The organism is Nitrosomonas sp. Nm51 (assembly GCF_900111165.1).
GTDB lineage: Bacteria > Pseudomonadota > Gammaproteobacteria > Burkholderiales > Nitrosomonadaceae > Nitrosomonas.
The window spans coordinates 1-2,279 of the sequence record NZ_FOGH01000111.1 but is presented as its reverse complement, the minus strand read 5'-3'; the positions used below and the strand labels follow the sequence as shown (position 1 = coordinate 2,279).

The 2,279-nt window shown below is 48.7% G+C and carries 1 protein-coding gene; it reads left to right on the top strand.

Annotated features, from left to right (window positions below):
* Positions 1-662: 662 nt before the first annotated feature.
* Positions 663-2,189, top strand: a complete 1,527-nt coding sequence (gene ltrA / locus BMY60_RS14960) for a group II intron reverse transcriptase/maturase (protein WP_218141726.1) — start codon at positions 663-665, stop codon at positions 2,187-2,189.
* The last annotated feature ends 90 nt before the right edge of the window (positions 2,190-2,279 follow it).

The following is a 2,279-nucleotide window of genomic DNA, read 5'->3' as shown; positions in this document are numbered from 1 at the left end:
GTGCGCCCATTCTTCGAAAGTATCTATTGTTGATACTAACGAAGCTTGAGCATGTTTGGAATGCATTCCGGTCATCAGAAGTGGTGATGAATAGAGTGCCCGCCTTCTGCTATAAGAGGGCGCGAGCCGAAGCGGCGGTGACCTGTCGTACATTGGTAGGGTGACGGAGCCCGTGGGAAACGGGGCGTGAGGCGAAGTCGTTAAGCCAAGATGCGTCTCTAGGCTGAGTATTGGAAGGTTGAGGAACACGAACCGATTAAACCGCGTCTATGGGTTGAAATGTCACCACCATCTACACGGCTTAACAGGTGGTATACAAATTGGAGCGAATCACAGGTAGGGATTTGCTTCCGAATGCAGATTGCAGACGAATGGCAACATGCATGGGGTTGCGGGGAGAATATAGCCAGACCGTAATATTTGTATCGACTTGCAGCAAGCAAGGATAAAGACTGCGATCGGCAGCCTCACCAATACGTTTGAGTCCGGCATGTGAAATGGGGAAGGTTTATCGTAATGACAAGGGAATGTGACCCCGATGAACGATAGGCTGACGGAGTTCCCATAGTAGTCCGAGGCAGGGAAAGCCTGCTACTTGGCGAAGGGGAACAGTTTAAGTAGCTTGTTTGGCAGACTAACTGCCAGTAAAGAGGTGAAGACCTTTGATAATCAGTGAAATGCAGAGCAAGCTGGCAAGATGGTCTTCAGAAGACAAAGAACGCAAGTTTGATCGTCTACTGAGGATGATTGCCAATCGGTCATGGTTGCAGGAAGCAGCCCGCGTAACACTTTCGTCGAGTGGCGCAAGGACACCGGGCGTGGATAACGTAGATAAGCAAGCAATGGAACGTGATCTCCAGCACCAACTGGAAATGATACGTTGCGAATTACTGGCCGGCAATTATCAGCCGCAACCAGCAAAACGCGTCTATATTCCAAAAGCCAACGGCAAGCAAAGACCATTGGGTATTCCGACCCTGCGGGATCGGATTGTGCAACGTGCAATGCTGATGGCAATGGAACCAATCTGGGAGAGTGACTTTCATCGTCTGTCCTATGGTTTTCGGCCTGAACGCAGTGTGCATCATGCGATACGCACAGTGAAGTTTCAGTTGCAAGATAGTACTGACATATCGGGTCGCTGGGTGATCGAAGGTGATCTGGCCAGCTACTTTGATACAGTACATCATAAGTTACTGATGAGATGTGTACGAAAACGCATCCGTGATACGCGTTTCCTTTCGCTGTTATGGCGATTTATCAAAGCAGGCCATGTGGATCAGGGTTTGTTTCAGGCGGCCAGTAACGGTGTGCCGCAAGGCGGAGTAATTTCACCGCTCCTGTCCAACATCATGCTCAATGAGTTTGATCAATGGCTGGATAACAAATACCTGAGCTGCAAAGCCCGAAAGGATCGTTGGTACTGGAACAATAGCATCAAGCGCCAACGGCCTGTTGCACTTGCTGAGAAACGACAATGGTTACCAGCAGTGGCTTACTGCCGATATGCTGATGATTTTGTAATCGTCATTAAAGGAAACAAAGTGCATGCAGAGATCATTCGTGAAGAATGCCGCGTATTTCTGGAGGGCAAACTCAAGTTGACGCTAAATATGGAAAAGACCCATATTACACACGTCAACGATGGATTTGTTTTCCTTGGACACCGCATCATTCGTAAACGGGGGCCTCGTGGTACGATGCGTCCAGTCACAACAATACCCAAGGACAAGTTCCGAAACTTTGCGTATAAGCTGGTTAAAGAACTGTCTGGCAATTACAGCATGAACAAGATTGACATGGTGGAAAGCCTAAACCGTAAACTGGCGGGTTGGGCCAACTTCTACCAATTTACAGACTATACTGCAGTCATGTACGGAAAGTTAGACAGAATTATTTTCTGGAAACTTGCGCACTGGCTGGCACGCAAGTACCGGGTTTCTATTAAGTCGTTAATGCGTCAATGGATCCGGCGTCCGGCTAAAGGAAAAGCCAAGATATGGCAGCTCTTTGGTCGCAGTGGTAGTGGCAATCTATGTGGAATAACGTTGCGCCGACTGGTCACCAGTCGCAAAGCTCAATTCCGGTGGCGGAAGCCTGAAATCAACCCTTATATAATACGGGAAGAAGAAAGGAATACCGTTACTTCACGCTACCATGATGTTGCCATGGCTATGAGCCATGCTTGAATGGAGAGCCGTATGCGCTGAAAGGTGCACGTACGGTTCGGTGAGGAGAAGCAGGGAAATAGTTCGACTACGCCCTGCTTCTTACTCTAC